The sequence below is a fragment of the Bacillus cereus group sp. BfR-BA-01355 genome, assembly GCF_022663675.1.
Taxonomy (GTDB): Bacteria; Bacillota; Bacilli; order Bacillales; family Bacillaceae_G; genus Bacillus_A; species Bacillus_A thuringiensis_S.
Genome location: NZ_JAKUFY010000027.1, coordinates 1 through 16,129 on the forward strand (window position 1 = coordinate 1; position 16,129 = coordinate 16,129).

The following is a 16,129-nucleotide window of genomic DNA, read 5'->3' on the forward strand; positions in this document are numbered from 1 at the left end:
ACTATAGATATCAATGGAATTTAAAAAAGATGACTCCTGTTGGATACAGAAATCATCTTCTTGATGTTGCCTAACTTTTTTCAAAATGTCCTTTACAAAGGGTACAGATTAAAGTTCTATAACTTTTTTATTTAACCTATTTTCTTATTCGCACTAGCTGGTTGAACTTGATTTTTTGCTTTTACAACGCTAATGCCATATCCGATAAATCCACCGATAATCGCTGGGAAGATCCAGCCTAATCCTACTTCCTGCATCGGAAGGAATTTAGTGAACACTTGGCTTACTACTTCAATGTTAACTCCAGCTGCACTTAATCCATCGAATAAGCTGATGATAAATGTTACGATCAAGCTTACTTGATAAACTTCCGCTCTTCCTTTAAATAATGAATGGAAGAATGTTAAGAAAATCAATACGATTGCTAGTGGATAAATTGCTGTTAATACTGGAACAGAAACTGCGATTAATTGTGTTAATCCTACGTTTGCAACAATGGCACTAAATACACAGAGCGTGATTGCAATTGCTTTGTAAGGAACATTTGGGAATAACTTATGGAAGAATGAAGAACATGCTGATACAAGTCCCACACTAGTTGTTAAACACGCTACTGTAATCATTAATCCTAATAATACTCCGCCGTATGATCCAAAATAGTAGTTAGAAACTTTCGCTAATACTTCTCCACCGTTCTCTAAATGTCCAAGCTTTGCAACACTTGAAGCACCCATATAAGAAAGAGCTGTATAGATAATTGCTAAAATAGATGCTGCAATTATTGTCGCTTTTGCACAAACGACCATAATTTGTGTTTTCGTTTTCGCACCTTTTTCTTTAATAGCATTGATGATGATAATCCCGAATACGAATGATGCGAGCGTATCCATCGTTAAGTATCCTTCTTGGAATCCTTTAAAGAATGCATGTGATGTATAAGCTTCCACTGGTGCTTGCATATCTCCAATCGGATGTATAAAAGCAACGATTACTAAAATACCGATGAAAGTCAACTTAATTGGCGTTAAAATTTTTCCAACAATATCGACAATTTTCGCGGGATTTAGCGAAAAAAAACAAGTGATGCTAAAGAATATAATTGTGAAAAGAATTAAAGGTGTAGAACCTACTCCCTCTGGCATAAACGGCTTAAGACCAATTTCATAAGATACATTTCCTGTTCTCGGTATTGCAAATAACGGACCGATCGCTAAGTATAAAACTGTTGTAAACACAATCCCGAACACTGGGTGAGCGCGACTTGCTAATGACTGCAAATCATCTTTACCTGAAAAACCAAATGCTAGTACACCTAGTAATGGTAGTCCAACACCAGTTACTAAAAATCCAGCGTTAGCAATCCATACATTCTCTCCTGCTGATTGACCAAGCATCGCTGGGAAAATTAAATTTCCCGCTCCAAAAAATAGTGCAAATAACATTAATCCAATAACTACTATGAACGAAAACGGTACTTTATTCGCCATAATATAACCCCCATTCAAATTTCCTTATCTCATTTTCCAATTTTAACTAATTGAATTTTCTGAATATTTAATTTAAGTATCAACTATTCTTGAACTCATTATAGTTTGCTATATAATATTTTGCAATACTATTTTCGAACTTTTCTTTTATTTTATAAATATACATTTTTTAACATGAAAAATAGACTAAAAAACCAACATGGTCATCCATGTTGGTTTTTCCATTTACTATCATGAATTAAAATTTCGCTGCTACTTTTTTAACGTTTTCTAGACCTTCTTCAACAATTTGTTGTGAACGATCTGGATATTGATTGTGCCCTTCAATTACAACTGTCTCTGGATTTGTAATTCCCCAGAATCCAAGTACAGTTGTTACGTAATTAACTGCCATTTCCATAGGAGCCATTTGTTCTGAAGAGTAATCTGAACCACGAGCACCTAACACAACTACTTTTTTACCACCAACTAAACCTTCTGGGCCATTTGCTGTATATTTAAACGTTTTTCCAGCTTGAGATAAGTATGAAATATATGTGATTAATGGTGCTGGTACTGTAAAGTTCCATAATGGGAATGCAAATACAACCTTATCAGCTTCTAAAAACTGATTTAAATATTGATCTACTGTAGCAACTGCCTTCTCTTCTTCAGCTGTTAACTCCATGCCTTGGCTACGTTTATATCCACCTGAAATCGCGATATTTCCGTAATAAGGAAGATCTAATGCAAATAAATCTAATTCCGTAATTTCTGTATTTGGATTTGCTTCTTTATAAGTACTTACAAATGTTTCATACATTTTTGAACTAACTGCTTGCTCCGCTGGACGATCGTTTGCTTTTACAAATAATACTTTTGACATTTTTTTATTCCCCTCTACTTTTGTATTTTCTTCTTTTTTACCAAATAACGAGCTAAATAATCCCATTTTCTTCACCTAAACTTTCTTATCATATTCATTATTCATCATCATAAAAATTCTTATTCTAATAAAAAGTTCCAATTGATACCTTAAGTAAAGCCAATTAAAACTTTTTGTTATTTAATTACCTTATGTAAGTGATTGTAATATAGTAACTTATTTTAGTCAAGTAACTTTCGATAAAAAATAAAATCTCAATTTAAAAATATTAACTAAAATACAATTGAACACCAAATACATCTGTATTACTTGTATAATAAAATTAGAGAGGAAAATTCATAATATAGAAAGGATTTACTCATGAGCACTATAGAAAAGATTCAAACTTTTATTATTCTTTTTGCTGTTACATGCGGCATCGTACTCGGACAATTTAATATGATACATACGTATTCAGACAAGTTTATTGTTCCCTTCTTATTTTTTATGCTATATGGATTATTCCTCAGCATCCCATTAAAAGAAATAAAAAACGGATTTCGCAATTTAAAATTTGCTGGAACAAGTCTTACTATTAACTTCTTATGGACACCTTTACTCGCTTGGGGGTTAGGGGCACTATTTCTTTCAGATCATCCAGCACTTTGGGTTGGATTTATAATGTTAATGGTTACTCCATGCACAGATTGGTACTTAATCTTTACTGAAATAGCGAAAGGAAATGTAGCACTTTCTACTGCAATTTTACCTGTAAATTTAATTTTGCAAGTTCTACTCCTTCCAATTTATTTATTTTTATTTGCTGGTGTCATGAAAACTGTAGCGGTTTTTGTTTTAGTAGAAAGTATTGTTATCGTAATCGTCTTACCATTTATACTTGCACACGCTACAAAATTCATTATGAATAAAATGAAAAAAGCTGAAACTCTCGAGAATAAACTCATTCCGTTTTTCAGCTCTGCTCAAATTGTATTTTTAAGTTTAGCAATAGTAGCGATGTTTGCATCACAAGGTAAATATTTACTGCAAAATATGAATGTCGTTTTATTATTACTCGTTCCTGTTCTATTGTTCTTCATCATTAATTTTTTACTAGGACAATTTATCGGACGCATGATGCATTTATCTTACAAAGATACAGTAAGTCTAAGCTTAACAACGTTAGCAAGAAACTCACCTGTTGCACTCGCTATCGCTGTGACAGCTTTTCCAGACGAGCCTCTTATCGCACTTGCACTCGTTATTGGACCGTTGATTGAGTTACCGGTACTAGCTTGTGTGTCACAAGTTTTGTTGCTTATTAAGAGAAAACGGCAATACGCATAATAAAAAACGTCCCATTTTGAGACGTTTTTTATTATGGAGAGATTACATACAACACTTATTTCTTATTCATCAATACAAATGAAATTACTGAGATTACCGAAACTACAAACGTAATAATACCAATTATAATAAATTAATCGGCTCTAAAAATTTAACTTTTCGTTACATTAACAAATCCTTTCTAATTAAAAATGATAGGAAAAGTAAATATTACGAAAGCTGCCCAAAGTCCGTATATTGGCAAATACTTCGTAACAGCATCTTGGATAGCTGTTGGTCCTGATTTATTTTGCAAGAAACGCATATAGGAAAACATAATCCAAATGAGATTTGCCCAAATCAGTATGTTTACGCCTAAAACAGCAAGTCTATTAGGTGTAATCCCGTAAGAAGAAAGTCTGAATACGATAGCTGATAATGCGACAGTGTCAATAATAAGCGCCAGAACAATTAAGGCAAAATTTATATAATCTGAAATGCTCTTTTTCTCGTCTGAGTCACTCTCAACGATAGAAAATATAGTAACAGCCAATACACCAAGGAGTATTCCATTGAAGGCCATTAGGAAATTGCGATCCAAGAACGGATTTTTCCCGACCCAAATTACCGTTATAAGATAGATAAGCAACGTGATCAGGACGAGAGGACTAAAAATTTTAGCTATATATGGTGTAATATTTTTAGCAAGTTTAAGGTTCATTGATACTAAGTATGTAGCCACTACAGCGAGAGCGGCAGCTCCAAATAAAACAACATTACTAAAATAGAATTCTCCTATATCCAAGTCAACGAAGCTAAATAACTTCATAGTGAATACTGCTAGTATCATTCCGCTCACTGCCATGCTCGCGTAGAGAAGACAATATTCTAAATTAAATTTAATATAAGCTAACCTTGTACTGCCTTTTGAATATTCATTTCCCGTAAACGCAAGTCCCAATAAGACCCATAACAATATAGGAAGATGTAAATACGCAAGGATACTGCTGTCTTTATAATTTAATGGCAACGTATTAAGATACAACCCGGCAATTAGGAACAACGCTGCAAGAAAATAAATAATACTTTTTTTCGGAGTATTATTGTAAATAAAATAAGCAGCAATAAAGGGAATTACACCAAAAGCCAAGTTAATTGGAGCAATTGCTTCCTGTTCGACAAAGTGGAAAATGATTCTGGTGCTTAGCCCAGCTAGAATTGCTAACATGCCCATGAATAAGAAACCTTTTTGAAACAGTGATATTTTTTCTTTATTTGCCGTCTCCTTGAAATGCAACCTTTCATACCAAGCACCTAGCACCTGAGAATCAGGATTTTTATCCCATGCTTGTGAGAATGACTTTTTAAAAGCTTTCGGATCTTTTCTATACATTCTCTCCAACTCATGAGGGTTATCCATATTTTCAATAATCAAATTGTTAATGTCCATATTTATACCTCCTCTAATTTTAAAAATAACGTTGTTACCTTTTCAATAAAAAGCATCACACTTATTTATTCTGTTTTTGATTTTAATATATTTTTTATCGTTTTACAATAAATTTTTATTATTTAATATAATATTTTTATTGCATATTCCCACAAACATCTTTATAAACTACTCTCAGTTTCTCTTAATTACTTTTTCCTTTTATATAAAAAAACGCTAAAGATAATATAAACGTCCTATTTAAATACTATCTTTTCAAATATTTTTTATCATTAGCATATAAAATAAAAAAGCATGACATAAAATCGTCATGCTTTTTCAAACTTAACCTTTTATTTATTGAAACCACTTAATTCTCAAACACAAAATTAATCTTATTATCTTTCCACTCTAACTTCGCATCAAATGTTTTCTCGCCCTTTTTAAAACCTTTAATTAAATCCGTTTTTTCACCTTTTAATAGCTTTGTCATATTCTTTTGCGAAATTGTTTTACTTAATATCTTCTTTGAAATGGTGAAATCACATTGCGTTGTATTATAGTTAGAACAACCGTAAAACGTTGACTTATCAATTACATCGCCATCACATTTTTTACAGCTACCAACCTTTTTACCCGTTGTAAATTTCGATCCTTTTCGTTCAATCGATTCAACATGTAGTCCAGTGAAATCCCACTTCTCAGACATTTCAACCGCATCTTCTATAATTTTAGCTGATAGCTTTTTCGTTTGTTCCATAAATGTAGCAGGAGAAGCTGTACCTTCACCAATTTCCGCAAGACGTTGTTCCCATTTCGCAGTCATTTCCGGTGAAGCTAGTATTTTATCACCGATTGCTGTAATTAATACTTTTCCTTTATCAGTCGCATACACTTGGTTTTTCTTTACATCTATATATTTACGGTCTTTCAGCATCGTAATAATACCCGCGCGAGTCGCTTCCGTACCTAAACCTTCTGTTTTCTTCAATACCTTCTCTAGCTCTTCATTCTCTAAATACTTACCAGCTGTTTTCATTAACGTAATAAGTTGTCCTTCTGTATAGCGCTTCGGTGGCTGTGTTTTTCCTTCTTTCACTTTCACCTTTACAACTTTTCCTTCTTCACCTTCAGCTACAATTGGAAGAATGGTTTCGTCATCTTTATCGTCTTGGAAAATAACTTTACGCCAACCTTCTTGAATTTGCTGTTTTCCTTTTGAAATGAATTCAGCGCGTTCATCTACAAGCGTAATAATTGTAGTATAGTCAAAGATTGCAACTTCATAATGAGCTGCAATAAGCCTTCTGACGATCATATCGTAAATTTTCTTTTCATCACCTGATAATCTACTTGGGTTTGTAACTTGCTCTGTCGGAATAATGGCGTAGTGATCTGTCACTTTCTTTTCATTTACATAACGCTTGTTGTTCATAATAGATTCAATCGGAGCTGGTAATAAACCTTTATATTCATCAAACTGACTTAACTTCTGTAAAATATCAGGGAATGTTGCTGCTTCTCCTTGTGTAACATAGTTAGAATCAGAACGTGGATAAGAAACAATCCCTTTTTGATATAGTGCTTGCGTTATATCAAGCGTCTTTTTCGGTGAAAACTTAAAGGCTTTATTTGCCGTTGCTTGCAGTGATGATAAGTTAAATAAAAGCGGCGGCTGAAACTCTTTACGCTCCGTTTTCATTTCCTTCACAACGGCCGGCTTCCCTTGGCAAAATGCCGCAATTTTATTCGCCATATCAGGGTCTTTTAAGCGGGATTCATTATCCTTTTCCCATTTCCCGTCATATTTCTTCCCTTCTATATTAAAGGTTGCAAACACTTCCCAGAAAGGCTCTGACTTAAAGTTTTCAATTTCTTTCTCACGCTTTACAATCAATGCTAACGTTGGTGTTTGGACACGACCAGCAGAAAATACATCATTCATTCCTTTTTTCTTTAGCAAAATACTAAACACACGTGATGCATTCATACCAACAACCCAGTCAGCACAAGATCTTGTGTATGCTTCGTAATACGTATTAATTGTATCTGATTCGTCAAGTAAATTTTTAAACCCTTGATAAATAGCTTGCTTCGTTAAAGACGAAATCCATAGACGCTTCATCGGCTTTTGCACGTTACAAAGATTAATAATATTTCGTACGATCAGTTCCCCTTCACGCCCAGCATCTCCTGCGTGAATGATTTCTGTTACCTGTGGATTATGTAACAGCTGTTTCACAACGTTAAATTGCTTATACTTTGACTTTGTTACTTCAAATTGAAAACGCTCTGGAATCATCGGTAACGTATTAAGTGACCATTTTTTCCACTCTGCGTGATAATGCTCTGGATTACATAACTGCGTCAAATGACCAATTGCCCATGTACAGTACGCTCCATTTGGAAATAACTCATTCGCTTCTACTTCTAAATATCCATCTTTCCGGCGATATTTAAACTGTGAAACAAGAGCCAAACCTTGATCTGGTTTCTCGGCAATAATTAATTTCATTTTATAACTCCCTATCTGTATTCCAGTGTTACTTTCATTGTCTATATGTTTAGAAGCGATGATAAAACAACAATCTTATTTATCATTCGCGGTTTGTCTCGCAAATGTGAGACCTATAATATTATACGCTTATTCTTTATGGCTTCACAATAGAAACTCTTCATTTAACTCTTACATTCACATGCTCATAATTAAAAAGCCGTCCCCAAAAAATCACAAGCCTTCTTGCTTACCTTTATGAAATTGTGCAGATAATTTGCAGATATAAATAAGCATAAGAACTGTCCATATAAACATATGATGAAATGAACGATAGGACAAGGAGGTATCATAATGTTTGCTTATACGTTAACTACCTTAACACTTTGCTGTACCTCAATTCTTATTGCATCCAATATTTCTAAACGTAAGAGTACCCTAATGGAGTATATGGTATTTATTATGTCTTTTAGTATGAGTATCGGTTTAAGTATTGGTTTTTATTTAGGCATTCTCTTTAAGGGGGAATTACTATATTCTACTTTGCTTGCTATTTTAATTAGTGGTTTTATCGGTTTTTTAGTTGGTCTACGTTTTCACCTATATACTGCTTTAGAAGGAATGTTCTCTGGATTAATGGCAAGTATGATGGGAGCAATGATTACAGAAATGTTAAATGCTCAACAAGCTCATAGTATATTGTTCATTAGCCTTTTACTTACTATAACGATTACTATGTCCTGTGTGATTCAATTGTTATCGGAGAACTTTTCTACTTTTATCCAACAGCGTTTTTTGCTATTACTTTCAATTAGTGTAGTAATTATCGTTGCCGTATTCGCGACATTCCCAGATCATACTCCCTCACCTTCATCCGGGTATGATCAACATGTACATTGATACTTGCAACGAAAATGAATACGCAGCTATCCACAGGATAACTGCTTCACATTATCCTGTCTTATTAGGAATGTTTGGTTTTGGAACATCATCAGATTTATAAACAAAAGATGCTTTTCGAAAAAATATGGAAGTTTAAAATGAACAAAATAAAAAGACGCTCAAACTTGAGCGTCTTTCCCGATCATTATTTCGTAACAACTTCATCTTCTTTTACATTTACATTATGTTTACTCATAAATTCTTCAATTTCTTCAACTTCTCTAATGATATCTTTTGACAAGTTTTCATACCCGTCTTTCGTTACAAGAATATCATCTTCTATTCGAATACCAATTGACTCTTCCTCAATATAAAGACCTGGTTCTATCGTAATAACCATACCTTCTTCTAACACTCTATCTTTATATGTTCCTACATCATGTGTATCTAAACCAAGGAAATGGCTGACACCATGATAATAGTATTTTGATAACTCTTCATCTTCTTGAATTAAACCAATTGCTTTACACTCTTCTGCCAGTACCTTTTTTGTATGCTCATTTAATGCAGCGAACTTTAATCCTGGCTTAATAATCTCTGTTGTTTCTTTTAATGCTTTTAATACAATATTATAAATTTGTTTTTGGCGACTAGAGAATGTTCCATTTGCCGGGAATGTATAACTAATATCAGCGTTATAGTAGTCTTTTTGAGCGCCTAAATCTAGCAATACTAAATCACCATTTTGAATTTGTGCATCATTATCTTCATAATGAAGAACTGTAGCATTTTTCCCACTTGCCAAAATTGTATTGAACGCATGGTGCTTAATGCCAGATGATTTCAGTGTAAAATCAAATTGTGCTTCTAATTCATACTCCATCATGCCTGCTTTTGCATGCTTAAGTACGTTGTAAATACCGTCTTTCGTTATAGCAATCGCTTCTTTAATAATTTCAATTTCTTCTTCTGTTTTAAATACTCGTAATTCACAAATGTTCGGATATACATTACCAATTGTTACGTGTGGGTATTTTTCTCTTACATGTTTAGCAAATGCTAATGTTTTTGTCTCCGTACCATTCCACTCACGACTTTCTATATCTAAATATAGATGCTTCGCATTTTCTGTAAAAAGTATATTTGACATTGTCTTTTCAAAGCTATCTAAATATACAACTTTCTTTATACCTGAAATTCCCTCTGCTTCTTCGCTAGAAACTGTTTTCCCAACCCATTTTTCCATTACTGGATCTGATTTTTCAATGAAAAGTGTCTCTTCTACACTATTCCCAAACTTTGTCAGCATAAAAATAACATTTGGTTCACCGATTCCCGTTAAGTAGTAAAAATTACGATTCGGTACAAATTTATAATGTGCATCGGCTGACATATGAGGTGCTTGTCCAGCAAATAAAATCGTAATGGATTCCTCTGGTAATGTGTTTGCTAATCGTTCTCTATTTTGAGCAAAAAATGTTGATTTCATAATAATCCCCCTAGCGTTTTATGTATAATTGTGAAACTAATTATTCAATACACTTCATTCTATTATTGTTATAATTTTTCGTCAATTTTTAACTAAATTTTAGATAGTATTGACACAGAAAACTAAACAAGTTACAATAACTATAAATTAGTAAGTTACTAATTTAAATTTAAATAAGAGGTGAACAAAATGCAAAACATTTTATTCCGTATTAATGAATTATCAAAAAAAGAAAGAACATCTGAATTAACAGTTGATGAAAAACAAGAACAACAAATGTTACGTCAAAACTATACAGAAACATTTCGCGGCAGCCTAGATTCCATTTTATTAAATACAAAAATTGTTGATCCTAATGGTCTTAACGTTACACCAATTGCATTACAAGATGCTCAAATACGTTTAAAATTAAGCAAATGAGTTCCGCGCTAAAGAATTTCAATAAAACATAAACAGAGCTGGAATTCCTATATAGAAATTCCAGCTCTGTTTATTGTCTTTTCTAATTTAGTAAACGAGCGATACATCGCAATTCTCCACGACACAATCATCGCAAATGCAAGTAAAAAAAACATTCCGCTTAACTCTGCCAAATCAATTGATTGGCTTAAATATGACTTTAATGCCACGCGTACAGCTAATAAGCCTACTAAAATGAATATGAATGCTTTTGACGGTTTCATAAATATATGTTCACCTTTTATTTCGAACTTAGTTGTTTTAATAAGAAAAATAGAGAAAATAAGCCCTATACTAATTGCCTCGACTATTTCTAACGATGTTAATCTAAACTCTGGTAAAAAGTACATCATCGCGCCTGTACTCATAAAAATTGGTGGCAATATAATTTTCTTTTTCGTTACCGGCTTTTTCGCTGCTTTAAAACGTAGAAACATTACCCCAACAGCCATACAAAACGCTATGACACTTGATAAAAGTGCTATCATACTTTCCACTCCTATCTATTTAAATGAAGTTTTTGAGTAAAATCATAAACTAATAAGGAAATACATTCCATATTATATAATTCCTTCATTATATTCCTCCTGCTGTAAAATTTCCATATTCGCTGCAATCATTTTACGCAAAGTTTATGAACGGAATATGAACAAAAAAGCCATTCTGCAATTATTAATTGCAAAATGGCTTTTTAATTTATTTTAAATCATCAATTGTGAAAGCACCTGGAAGTAATTGCTCAACAGTCACTTCTTTTTCATCGCCTTTTACATTCGTTAGTAATACAGGCATTTTCGGATCACAGAATTCAGCAATTACTTGTCTACACGCACCACATGGTGAAATCGGTCCATCAGTTTCCCCTGTAATAACTAAGTAACTAAAATCACGCTCACCTTCTGATACTGCTTTAAATATTGCTGTTCTTTCTGCACAGTTACATAAACCATAAGAAGCATTTTCTATATTACAACCAGTATAGATTATCCCTTCTTTCGTAACTAACGCTGCGCCAACAGGAAATTTAGAATACGGAATATACGCTTTCGATAACATGTTGTTTGCTTCTTCAATATATTTTTTCTTATCCATATTATTTCCCCCTCAAAGTAAATGAAATGATAATTAGTCAGTAATAACTGTATAAACTAATTTAGGAGCCACTGCTGTTTCAGCGATAGAGATGTTCTCATAAATTTTTGCTTTTACATCTTCTACATTTTCACGGTTTGCGTAGATTGTTACGAATGGCTCGCCTTCTTTTACTGCATCGCCAACTTTTTTGCGTAACATTAAACCTACTGCTAAATCAATTTCATCTTCTTTTGTTGCGCGGCCAGCACCAAGTAACATAGCTGCGATACCGATTTCATCTGCAACAATGTTAGAAATAACACCTGAAGTTTTTGCAGGTACATCAATTACATACTTCGCTTGTGGCATTTTTTCTGGATTGTCTAGAATTGAGCTATCTCCGCCTTGATTGCTTAAGAACTCTTTAAATTTCTCAGTTGCTTTTCCGTTTTTCATCACTTCAATTAGCATTTCACGAGCTTCTTCTAACGTATTTGCTTTTTTCGCAAGTACGACCATTTGACTTCCTAATACAAGTACTAATTCTGTTAAATCTTCTGGACCTTCACCTTTTAACGTATCAATCGCTTCTTTTACTTCTAGAGCATTACCAATCGCAAATCCAAGAGGTTGTGACATATCTGAAATAACTGCCATTGTTTGACGTCCTACATTATTTCCGATACGTACCATTGCATGTGCTAATTCTTTTGCATCTTCTTCTGTCTTCATGAATGCACCTGCACCTGTTTTTACATCAAGTACGATTGCATCAGCACCAGCTGCAATTTTTTTACTCATAATTGAACTTGCGATTAAAGGAATTGAGTTAACAGTTCCTGTTACGTCACGTAATGCATAAATCTTTTTATCTGCAGGTGTTAAGTTTCCTGTTTGTCCAATAACAGCTACTTTGTCACGGTTTACAATATCGATGAACTGCTCTTTCGTAATTTCAACGTGGAATCCTTCTACCGCCTCTAATTTATCAATTGTTCCGCCAGTATGTCCTAAACCACGACCAGACATTTTTGCTACTGGTACATCTAAAGCTGCAACTAATGGTCCTAATACTAAAGTTGTTGTATCACCAACACCGCCAGTTGAATGTTTGTCTACTTTAATTCCTTCAATTGCTGATAAGTCGATCGTTTCTCCAGACTCAACCATCGCCATCGTTAAATCTGCACGTTCGCGATCTGTCATATCTTTAAAGAAGATTGCCATTGCAAGTGCACTCACTTGATAATCAGGAATACTTCCGTCTGTATATCCATTAATAAAGAATTTGATTTCTTCAGTCGTTAGTTCTTTGCCGTCACGTTTTTTTGCGATAATATCTACCATTCTCATTACAATCACCATTCCTTTTTATATTATATGAATCTATTAAAATAATAAGCCAACGATTGTTGCTGATAAGAAACTTACTAACGTTGCACCGAATAGTAATTTCAAACCAAATCTTGCGACTACATTCCCTTGCTTTTCATTTAAGCTCTTAACTGCACCTGCAATAATTCCAATTGAAGAGAAGTTTGCAAATGAAACTAAGAATACAGATATAATTGCTGTCGTTCTATCTGAGAAATTAAAGTTTCCTTGTGCTAAATCTGTCATTGCGACAAATTCATTTGATACTAATTTTGTTGCCATAATATTTCCGGCATTAACTGCTTCATGCCATGGAACACCCATAATAAATGCAAATGGTGCAAATACATAACCAAGAATTTCTTGGAATGAAATACCGATTACACCTTTAAATACTGCATTAATGAATGCGATAAGAGCTACGAAACCAATTAACATAGCTGCTACTGTAATCGCAACTTTAAATCCATCAATAATGTATTCGCCTAATACTTCAAAGAAGGTCTTCTTCTCTTCTTCTTGTACTTCTAACATATCTTCTTCCTCAGTAACCTCATACGGGTTAATGATAGAAGCAATGATGAAGCCACCGAATAAGTTAAGTACTAAAGCGGTTACAACATATTGTGGTTTTAATAAAACCATATATGATCCAACGATAGACATAGAAACGGTAGACATTGCTGATGCACATAATGTATACATTCTTTTCTCTGGCAATAACCCTAGTTGTTTCTTAACTGAAATAAACACTTCAGATTGTCCTAAAATCGCAGAAGCAACAGCGTTATATGATTCTAGTTTCCCCATTCCATTTACTTTACTTAATGCTAGACCGATAGATTTCACAATAATAGGTAATACTTTAATATGTTGCAAAATACCGATTAAGGCTGATATAAATACGATTGGCATTAATACACTTAAAAAGAACGAAAACTCTTTTTGATTTACTAATCCACCAAATACGAAATTCACACCGTCAGCGGCATATTTTAATAACTCTCCAAAACCATCTGCTATTCCGCTAATTAATATATTCCCTATACTTGTATTTAATAATAGAAACCCCAAAATGAATTGTAATATAACCATCGTTATGATTGGACGATATTTGACTTTCTTTCTATCATTACTAGCAAGCCAAGCGATACCTAAAATCAATACGAGGCCAAAAACACCGATTAAGTATTTCATAAGGCGTTCCCTCCCATTCGTATCCGCTTACATTTTTTTCAATTGTTAAAGCAATAGATATACTTTAAACGTATATCTATTGCTTTAACCTTTTATCGATTAGTAGTTATCTGTAGCACCTTTTGCATCATTTAATACGATTGCAACACTAGCACTTGCTCCAACGCGAGAAGCTCCAGCAGCTACCATTTTATCTGCATCTTCACGTGTACGAACACCGCCAGATGCTTTTACACCAACGTTTGGTCCTACTGTTTTACGCATTAATGCGATATCTTCAGCAGTTGCTCCGCCAGTTGAGAATCCAGTTGAAGTTTTTACGAAGTCAGCACCAGCTTTTACTGATAATTCACAAGCGCGTACTTTTTCTTCATCTGTTAATAGGCAAGTTTCAATGATTACTTTTACAAGAGCTTTTCCTTTTGCTGCTTGTACTACTTCATAAATATCTTTTTCAACAAGTTCGTTGTCGCCATCTTTTAAAGCGCCTACGTTGATTACCATATCAACTTCAGTTGCACCTTTTGCGATAGCATCTTTTGTTTCAAATGCTTTTGTTTCAGTAGTGCTTGCTCCTAATGGGAAACCGATTACAGTACAAACGTCTACATCATGTCCAGCTAGTTCATCAGCCGCTAATTTTACCCATGTTGGGTTAATACAAACAGAAGCGAATTTATATTCCTTTGCTTCTTCGATTACTTTCATAACATCTTCTTTAGTAGTATTAGCTTTTAAAATTGTATGGTCAATTAACTTTGCAATGTTCATTATCTTCACTCCTCATATCTTTTAACAACTTCATTCTAACTCTTAGTTGAACAAATGTAAATACACTTTTGAAATTTTGTTCATTCTTTTTTAAAAGGAATTTTCTTGTAGTAAATAAAGCGCATTCTAACTAAGAAACACTTCCTATTTAAAATCAAAACTTTTATATTAACAATGGTAGTATGTATCTCCATATCCATAATTATTTTTAAAAAGGCAATTTGTGTTCAAAAAAACACCTATCATTCATACATAACAAAATAAAAGGCGTTCTCAAAATTAACATTTTGAGAACGCCTTTTATTTCTAATCTTTTTGATAATGTAACAATTCTTTTGCTGTATGCTGATCGATAATTAATACATTTGCATACCCGCCACGTAACGCACCATCAATTGCTTTTATTTTTCTATTACCACCTGCAACTAAAATAGAGCGTTTCTTTAATTTCAGTTCCTCTAACTCAATTCCAATGGTCCGCTTATTAATTTCTTCACTACTAATATTTCCGTCTCCATCAAAGAAACGTGAACAAATGTCACCGACCGATTGTTTTTTGAGTAAACTTGTTTCCTCCTTATCGAAATAACCTAATCGGAATAATAGCGCTTCATCTCGCACTGTTCCTACAGTAAAAATTGCAATATTCGCTTGCTTCCCCATTTCGATAATGTGATGAATATGTCGATCCTGCTCTACTAATTCTTTTGTCACTGCATTATCAAATATAACTGGAAGAGGTAGATTTCTTGGCGTCGTTTGAAAAGCATCTGCAAATAAAGCTATCGTCTCATTCGCATATGTATTTACACTCGAGTGACTAATGCCACCTTTTAGCTGGACAACCTCTATCCCTTTTACATGTTGCGGTACGATTTTTCTAGCGATTTCATACATTGTCATTCCCCAGCTTACACCAACGATATCACCATTTTTAACCGTCTTTTCCATATACTCAGCTGCATATTTACTAATATACTCTGTAATCGTTGCATATTCTGGCACTGGAGAAAACACAACATGTGCCTCTAACAAGTTGTACTTTTCTTTTAGTAAATTCCCAACGTTATCTAAATCCGCAAATGGATCGGCGATGCTAATTTGAACAAACCCTTTTTCTTTCGCGTACTTTAACAATCTAGAAATCGTCGGTCTTGAAATATTTAATTTGTTAGCAATTTCTTGCTGACTATAATCTGATTGATAATATAATCTTGCAACTTCAACGCTTAATTGTTGTTTATCTTTTTCCATAGTAACTCATTACAAATCCCTTCCTGTATTTCCCTTTCGTTACAAGCAT

Annotated in this window: 15 protein-coding genes; 4 read left to right on the plus strand and 11 right to left on the minus strand. The window is 33.7% G+C overall.

The window, feature by feature from the left end; genetic code table 11:
• On the plus strand, positions 1-74 hold a 74-nt coding region (locus MR167_RS33330; protein WP_325782561.1), incomplete at its 5' end, for an IS3 family transposase.
• A 57-nt stretch (positions 75-131) separates the two neighbouring features.
• On the opposite strand, the gene brnQ is transcribed toward MR167_RS33330, so the two are convergent.
• Both brnQ and MR167_RS11630 read right to left on the minus strand, forming a co-directional pair.
• Positions 132-1,487 (minus strand): branched-chain amino acid transport system II carrier protein, encoded by a 1,356-nt coding sequence (gene brnQ, locus MR167_RS11625; protein ID WP_001284784.1) that lies wholly within the window; start codon positions 1,485-1,487, stop codon positions 132-134.
• Positions 1,488-1,725: 238 nt separating this feature from the next.
• Entirely contained in the window at positions 1,726-2,418 is a 693-nt protein-coding gene (locus MR167_RS11630; RefSeq protein ID WP_016088347.1) for an FMN-dependent NADH-azoreductase, read from the minus strand.
• 294 nt (positions 2,419-2,712) lie between these two features.
• Here MR167_RS11630 and MR167_RS11635 point away from each other — a divergent pair, with 294 nt between their 5' ends.
• Positions 2,713-3,678 (plus strand): arsenic resistance protein, encoded by a 966-nt coding sequence (locus MR167_RS11635; RefSeq protein WP_242314662.1) that lies wholly within the window; start codon positions 2,713-2,715, stop codon positions 3,676-3,678.
• A gap of 181 nt (positions 3,679-3,859) precedes the next feature.
• Here the strand turns inward: MR167_RS11635 and MR167_RS11640 are convergent, their stop codons facing one another.
• Both MR167_RS11640 and topB read right to left on the minus strand, forming a co-directional pair.
• Positions 3,860-5,107 (minus strand): DUF4153 domain-containing protein, encoded by a 1,248-nt coding sequence (locus tag MR167_RS11640; RefSeq protein ID WP_242314664.1) that lies wholly within the window; start codon positions 5,105-5,107, stop codon positions 3,860-3,862.
• A 349-nt stretch (positions 5,108-5,456) separates the two neighbouring features.
• Entirely contained in the window at positions 5,457-7,601 is a 2,145-nt protein-coding gene (gene topB, locus MR167_RS11645) for a DNA topoisomerase III (protein WP_000766764.1), read from the minus strand.
• A 333-nt stretch (positions 7,602-7,934) separates the two neighbouring features.
• Between topB and MR167_RS11650 the strand changes: the two genes are divergently transcribed.
• The gene (locus MR167_RS11650; protein WP_242314666.1) at positions 7,935-8,480 is read left to right on the plus strand and encodes a hypothetical protein; all 546 of its coding nucleotides are present in this window, start codon (positions 7,935-7,937) and stop codon (positions 8,478-8,480) included.
• A gap of 187 nt (positions 8,481-8,667) precedes the next feature.
• Here MR167_RS11650 and MR167_RS11655 read toward each other — a convergent pair whose 3' ends face one another.
• Positions 8,668-9,951: an aminopeptidase P family protein gene (locus MR167_RS11655; protein ID WP_242314668.1), complete on the minus strand. Its 1,284-nt coding sequence runs from the start codon at positions 9,949-9,951 to the stop codon at positions 8,668-8,670.
• A gap of 189 nt (positions 9,952-10,140) precedes the next feature.
• On the opposite strand from MR167_RS11655, the gene MR167_RS11660 reads away from it, so the two are divergent.
• Entirely contained in the window at positions 10,141-10,371 is a 231-nt protein-coding gene (locus tag MR167_RS11660) for a DUF896 domain-containing protein (protein WP_242314670.1), read from the plus strand.
• Between the two features lie 47 nt (positions 10,372-10,418).
• Here MR167_RS11660 and MR167_RS11665 read toward each other — a convergent pair whose 3' ends face one another.
• The 6 genes from MR167_RS11665 to MR167_RS11690 all read right to left on the minus strand — a co-directional run bounded on the left by MR167_RS11665 (position 10,419) and on the right by MR167_RS11690 (position 16,080).
• Positions 10,419-10,898 (minus strand): CcdC family protein, encoded by a 480-nt coding sequence (locus MR167_RS11665; protein WP_000561066.1) that lies wholly within the window; start codon positions 10,896-10,898, stop codon positions 10,419-10,421.
• Between the two features lie 208 nt (positions 10,899-11,106).
• Entirely contained in the window at positions 11,107-11,502 is a 396-nt protein-coding gene (locus MR167_RS11670) for a cytidine deaminase (RefSeq protein WP_242314673.1), read from the minus strand.
• 33 nt (positions 11,503-11,535) lie between these two features.
• Positions 11,536-12,837: a pyrimidine-nucleoside phosphorylase gene (locus tag MR167_RS11675; RefSeq protein ID WP_242314674.1), complete on the minus strand. Its 1,302-nt coding sequence runs from the start codon at positions 12,835-12,837 to the stop codon at positions 11,536-11,538.
• A 36-nt stretch (positions 12,838-12,873) separates the two neighbouring features.
• Positions 12,874-14,055 carry a NupC/NupG family nucleoside CNT transporter gene (locus tag MR167_RS11680; RefSeq protein ID WP_000876175.1) on the minus strand — a complete coding sequence of 394 codons (1,182 nt, stop codon included), beginning with the start codon at positions 14,053-14,055 and terminating at the stop codon, positions 12,874-12,876.
• A gap of 99 nt (positions 14,056-14,154) precedes the next feature.
• The gene (deoC, locus tag MR167_RS11685) at positions 14,155-14,826 is read right to left on the minus strand and encodes a deoxyribose-phosphate aldolase (RefSeq protein WP_001017441.1); all 672 of its coding nucleotides are present in this window, start codon (positions 14,824-14,826) and stop codon (positions 14,155-14,157) included.
• 306 nt (positions 14,827-15,132) lie between these two features.
• Complete coding sequence (locus tag MR167_RS11690; RefSeq protein WP_000409779.1) at positions 15,133-16,080, minus strand: sugar-binding transcriptional regulator; 948 nt, start codon at positions 16,078-16,080, stop codon at positions 15,133-15,135.
• Positions 16,081-16,129: the final 49 nt, after the last annotated feature.

Excerpts from the sequence above, each read along its gene's own strand:
- brnQ (WP_001284784.1), bottom strand. The coding sequence starts at position 1,487 with ATGGCGAATAAAGTACCGTTTTCGTTCATAGTAGTTATTGGATTAATG.
- MR167_RS11630 (WP_016088347.1), bottom strand. The coding sequence starts at position 2,418 with ATGGGATTATTTAGCTCGTTATTTGGTAAAAAAGAAGAAAATACAAAA.
- MR167_RS11635 (WP_242314662.1), top strand. The coding sequence starts at position 2,713 with ATGAGCACTATAGAAAAGATTCAAACTTTTATTATTCTTTTTGCTGTT.
- MR167_RS11640 (WP_242314664.1), bottom strand. The coding sequence starts at position 5,107 with ATGGACATTAACAATTTGATTATTGAAAATATGGATAACCCTCATGAG.
- topB (WP_000766764.1), bottom strand. The coding sequence starts at position 7,601 with ATGAAATTAATTATTGCCGAGAAACCAGATCAAGGTTTGGCTCTTGTT.
- MR167_RS11650 (WP_242314666.1), top strand. The coding sequence starts at position 7,935 with ATGTTTGCTTATACGTTAACTACCTTAACACTTTGCTGTACCTCAATT.
- MR167_RS11655 (WP_242314668.1), bottom strand. The coding sequence starts at position 9,951 with ATGAAATCAACATTTTTTGCTCAAAATAGAGAACGATTAGCAAACACA.
- MR167_RS11660 (WP_242314670.1), top strand. The coding sequence starts at position 10,141 with ATGCAAAACATTTTATTCCGTATTAATGAATTATCAAAAAAAGAAAGA.
- MR167_RS11665 (WP_000561066.1), bottom strand. The coding sequence starts at position 10,898 with ATGATAGCACTTTTATCAAGTGTCATAGCGTTTTGTATGGCTGTTGGG.
- MR167_RS11670 (WP_242314673.1), bottom strand. The coding sequence starts at position 11,502 with ATGGATAAGAAAAAATATATTGAAGAAGCAAACAACATGTTATCGAAA.
- MR167_RS11675 (WP_242314674.1), bottom strand. The coding sequence starts at position 12,837 with ATGAGAATGGTAGATATTATCGCAAAAAAACGTGACGGCAAAGAACTA.
- MR167_RS11680 (WP_000876175.1), bottom strand. The coding sequence starts at position 14,055 with ATGAAATACTTAATCGGTGTTTTTGGCCTCGTATTGATTTTAGGTATC.
- deoC (WP_001017441.1), bottom strand. The coding sequence starts at position 14,826 with ATGAACATTGCAAAGTTAATTGACCATACAATTTTAAAAGCTAATACT.
- MR167_RS11690 (WP_000409779.1), bottom strand. The coding sequence starts at position 16,080 with ATGGAAAAAGATAAACAACAATTAAGCGTTGAAGTTGCAAGATTATAT.